Consider the following 4,843-nt stretch of genomic DNA (forward strand, 5'->3'; position numbering starts at 1 on the left):
TCGGCACGGGTGCGGTCAAAGTCACGCCGGCACACGACCCCAACGACTTCGAGATCGGCGTGCGTCACCAGTTGCCGATGCCTTCGATCATGGACACCAGGGGCCGGATCGCCGACACCGGAACCGAGTTCGACGGCCTGGACCGGTTCGCCGCCCGCGTCAAGGTGCGCGAAGCGCTCGCTGCCCAAGGTCGCGTCGTCGCGGAGAAACGTCCCTACCTGCACAGCGTCGGACACTCGGAGCGCAGCGGCGAGCCGATCGAGCCACGGCTGTCATTGCAGTGGTGGGTGCGGGTGGAGTCACTGGCTAAGGCGGCCGGTGACGCGGTTCGAAACGGCGACACCGTGATTCACCCGGCAAGCCTGGAACCGCGCTGGTTCGCCTGGGTCGACGACATGCACGACTGGTGCATTTCCCGGCAGCTGTGGTGGGGGCACCGCATCCCGATCTGGTACGGACCCGACGGTCAGCAGGTGTGCGTCGGTCCGGACGACACGCCGCCCGAAGGTTGGCAGCAGGACCCCGACGTGCTGGACACTTGGTTCTCGTCGGCGTTGTGGCCGTTCTCCACCCTGGGCTGGCCCGAGCGCACACCGGAGTTGGACAAGTTCTACCCGACAAGCGTTCTGGTGACCGGCTACGACATCTTGTTCTTCTGGGTGGCACGGATGATGATGTTCGGCACCTTCGTCGGCGGCGACGAGGCCATCACGCTGGACGGTCGCCGCGGCCCGCAGGTGCCGTTCACCGACGTCTTCCTGCACGGCCTGATTCGTGATGAGTCCGGCCGCAAGATGAGCAAGTCCAAGGGCAACGTCGTCGATCCGCTGGACTGGCTGGAGGTTTACGGAGCCGACGCGTTGCGGTTCACCTTGGCCCGCGGCGCCAGTCCCGGCGGTGATCTGGCTGTTGGTGAGGATCACGTGCGGGCGTCGCGCAACTTCGGGACAAAGCTGTTCAACGCCACCCGGTTTGCGCTGCTCAATGGTGCTGCACCGGCAGCGTTGCCGACAGACGCCGAGCTGACCGATGCCGACCGGTGGATCTTGGGCCGGCTCGAACAGGTTCGCGCCGAGGTAGATTCGGCTTTCGACAGTTACGAGTTCAGCCGGGCTTGTGAAGCGCTGTATCACTTCACTTGGGACGAGTTCTGCGACTGGTATGTCGAATTGGCGAAAACTCAGCTGAGCGAGGGCTCGTCGCACACCACGGCAGTACTGGCCGCGGTCCTCGACACGTTGCTTCGGCTGCTGCATCCAGTCATTCCGTTCATCACCGAAACGCTGTGGCGAGCGCTTACCGGTAGCGAGTCACTGGTGATCGCCGAGTGGCCGCAGTCGTCCGGTATCGCGGTTGATCGTGTTGCCGCGCAGCGTATTACCGACATGCAGAAGTTGGTGACCGAGGTGCGGCGGTTCCGCGGCGATCAAGGGCTTGCTGACCGGCAGAAAGTCCCCGCCCGACTGGTGGGTCTGCAAAGCGCGGACCTGGCGACTCAGGCGGGCGCCGTGCACTCGTTGGCCTGGCTGACCGAGGCCGGACCGGAATTCAGCCCGTCGGCCTCGCTGGAGGTAAGGCTCGGTGGCGACTCGAAGAGCACCGTCGTGGTCGAACTCGACACCTCGGGCGTCATCGACGTCGCCGCTGAACGCCGGCGCCTCGAAAAGGATCTGGCCGCCGCCCAAAAAGAGCTGACCGGTACGACCGCCAAACTCGACGACGAGGCTTTCCTGTCGAAGGCGCCGCCGCCCGTCGTCGACAAGATCCGCGCCCGCCAGCAGTTGGCCCGCGACGAAGTGGACCGGATCACCGGTCGGCTGGCCGCGATGTGACACCGGACGCCGTTCCGACCCCCGACGAGATCGCGTCGCTGCTGCAGGTCGAGCATCTGCTGGATCAGCGTTGGCCGGAGACCCGCATCGAGCCCAGCCTCACCCGGATCAGCGCCTTGATGGACCTGCTGGGCTCCCCGCAACGCACCTACCCGTCGATTCACATCGCGGGCACCAACGGAAAAACCTCGGTGGCACGCATGGTCGACGCGCTGCTGACCGCGCTGCAGCGGCGCACCGGGCGCACAACCAGCCCGCACCTGCAGTCGGTGGTGGAGCGGATCGCGATCGACGGAAAGCCGATCAGCCCGGCTCAGTACGTGGCCACCTACCGCGAGATCGAGCCGTACGTGCAGATGATCGACCAGCAGTCGCAGTCCGCCGGCGGCCCCGCGATGAGCAAATTCGAAGTGCTCACCGCGATGGCGTTCGCCGCGTTCGCCGATGCGCCGGTCGAGGTGGCGGTCATCGAGGTGGGCCTCGGCGGCCGGTGGGACGCGACCAACGTGATCAACGCGCCCGTCGCGGTCATCACCCCGATCAGCGTCGACCACGTCGACTACCTCGGCGAGGACATCGCCGGCATTGCCGGCGAGAAGGCCGGCATTATCACCAAAGCCGACGACGGTGCGCCGGACACTGTGGCTGTCATCGGTCGTCAGGTACCGGAGGCCATGGAGGTGGTGTTGGCGCAGGCCGTGCGCGCCGACGCTGCGGTGGCGCGGGAGGACTCGGAATTCGCCGTGCGAGGTCGTCAGGTCGCCGTCGGCGGCCAGCTGTTGGAACTGCAAGGCCTCGGTGGCGTGTACTCCGACGTGTTCCTGCCGCTGCACGGTGCGCATCAGGCGCACAACGCGGCCATCGCCCTGGCGGCGGTGGAGGCGTTCTTCGGTGCCGGCGCGCAGCGCCAGCTCGACGTCGACGCTGTCCGGGCCGGATTCGCGGTCGTCAGCAGCCCGGGCCGGCTGGAGCGCCTCCGCAGCGCGCCGACAGTGTTCATCGACGCCGCACACAATCCGGGCGGAGCCGGCGCGCTGGCTCAGGCGTTGGCCGACGAGTTCGATTTCCGGTACCTGGTCGGTGTTGTCAGCGTGCTGGCCGACAAGGACGTCGACGGAATCCTGGCCGCCCTGGAGCCGGTGCTGGCGGCGGTGGTGGTCACCCACAACGGATCGCCGCGAGCCATCGATGTGGAGTCGCTGGCGCTGCTGGCTGAGCAGCGTTTCGGTCCGGACCGCGTGCTGACCGCCGAGAACCTGCGCGACGCCATCGAGACCGCCACCGCGCTTGTCGACGATGCCACCGCCGACGGTGAAGCACCGACCGGGACCGGCATTGTGGTCACCGGCTCAGTGGTCACCGCCGGGGCTGCGCGCAGTTTGTTCGGTCGTGATCCGGAGTGACGCAAGTACCCGAACGAGAACCTGGGGACGGGTCGCCGCGCCGGCCGGCCGACCCGTGGAAAGGCTTCCGCGGCGTGATGGCCGGCACGCTGATCCTGGAAGCGATTGTGGTGTTGCTGGCGCTGCCGGTGGTGGGCGCCGTCGGCGGCGGGCTGACGACGCTGTCGCTGGGATACCTGATCGGGCTGGCGGTGTTACTGATGCTGCTCGTCGGGTTGCAAGGCCGGTCGTGGGCCATTCGGGTGAACCTGGCGGTGCAGCTGGTGCCGATCGCCGGTTTCGCGGTGTATCCCGGCATCGGGATTATCGGCGTCATCTTCGCCGTCGTATGGGGGCTGATCGCCTACCTGGGCGCAGAGGTGCGGTGGCGGGAGAAGCGGGGACTGCTCCCTGGCCAACAGCAGCCGCCGGACTGATCGCCGTGCCGGGCGTCGGGATGCCGGTTCGGTACGCTGAGCGCCGTGAGCGAGCTGGAGCGGACCCTTCTTTTGATCAAACCTGACGCTGTCGAACGCCGGCTGATCGGCGAGACCATCAGCCGCATCGAGCGCAAGGGCCTGACAATCGCGGCCCTGGAGCTCAGGATCGTCAGCGAGGACCTGGCCCGCCAGCACTACGCCGAGCACGAGGACAAGCCGTTTTTCGGTTCGCTGGTGGAGTTCATCACCTCAGGGCACGTGGTGGCGGCCATCGTCGAGGGTCCGCGGGCGGTTGCCGCGATCCGGCAGATCGCCGGCGGCACCGACCCGGTGGAGAAAGCCGTGCCGGGAACGATACGCGGCGACTTCGGTCTGGAGACGCAATACAACCTCGTACACGGGTCGGATTCAGTCGAATCGGCCCAGCGTGAGATCGGACTTTGGTTCGCCGATCAGTAGCCGGGCGCACTCGACACGATTCGCTCATGCGGTATGGGATACTGGGCAGCGGGTGAACGTCGCCGTACCGGTGTCCGAAGCCCGAATGAAGGCTCAGGCAAGCGCGACTACCGCAGACAAGTGCGGCGCCGAATGTCCAGCCGTCATTCGAACCCCGGCGCCGAGTGGGTTCCTCGTGAGCCGCTCGGTGCGAGACCACCACAAGTCCGGGAGAAGTGACCCGGGCGCATAGTGCAGCCCTCGCGTGGCCGCGTCGATACGACGCGCCCGGGGGCTTGAGGAGATTACGTGGCAGATGGCGTCCCACCTTCAGACCTCTCGAAAGATCCGACACCGCAGGAGGACCTGCCGGACCGGCTAAGAGTCCACTCGCTGGCACGTTCGTTGGGAACTACCAGCAGGCGAGTCCTCGACGCACTGCGGGAGCTCGACGGGCGCATCCGCAGCGCGCATTCCAGCGTGGACCGGGTGGACGCGATGGCGGTGCGTGACCTGCTGTCCGCGGCCCCGGCCGACTCCGCCGAGCCCGGTGAACCGGAATCCCGGCTGATCCTGGAGACGACGACGGTCGAGCGCGCCGAATACCTGCCGCTGTTCGTCGCGCCGCAGCCGATTCGGCAGGCCCCGGACCGCAGCGACAGCGACGACTCCGACGAAGCGGACGAAGCCGACGAAGCCGAGGACTCCGAGGACTTCGACGACAGTGACGGTGACGACGACCAGGCCGAGC

General features: G+C 67.1%; 4 protein-coding genes and 1 pseudogene. All 5 read left to right on the plus strand.

All coding sequences use genetic code 11. The annotated features are described in order from the left end of the window. Positions 1 to 1,832: valine--tRNA ligase (locus WA317_RS08570; RefSeq protein ID WP_425172625.1), on the plus strand; the 1,832-nt coding region annotated here is incomplete at its 5' end. Continuing rightward, positions 1,829 to 3,235, plus strand: coding sequence for a bifunctional tetrahydrofolate synthase/dihydrofolate synthase (gene folC, locus WA317_RS08575; RefSeq protein WP_425172626.1), 1,407 nt, complete (start codon positions 1,829 to 1,831; stop codon positions 3,233 to 3,235). The genes WA317_RS08570 and folC, both read left to right, overlap by 4 nt. A 77-nt stretch (positions 3,236 to 3,312) precedes the next feature. Then, positions 3,313 to 3,651: a DUF4233 domain-containing protein gene (locus WA317_RS08580; protein WP_425172627.1), complete on the plus strand. Its 339-nt coding sequence runs from the start codon at positions 3,313 to 3,315 to the stop codon at positions 3,649 to 3,651. A gap of 54 nt (positions 3,652 to 3,705) precedes the next feature. Next, positions 3,706 to 4,113, plus strand: a complete 408-nt coding sequence (ndk, locus tag WA317_RS08585; protein WP_425172628.1) for a nucleoside-diphosphate kinase — start codon at positions 3,706 to 3,708, stop codon at positions 4,111 to 4,113. Positions 4,114 to 4,401: 288 nt separating this feature from the next. Beyond that, positions 4,402 to 4,843, plus strand: a pseudogene (locus WA317_RS08590) (ribonuclease E/G); the annotation flags it as partial.

It is taken from the genome of Mycobacterium sp., assembly GCF_049802695.1.
In the GTDB taxonomy this organism is placed as follows: Bacteria; Actinomycetota; Actinomycetes; order Mycobacteriales; family Mycobacteriaceae; genus Mycobacterium.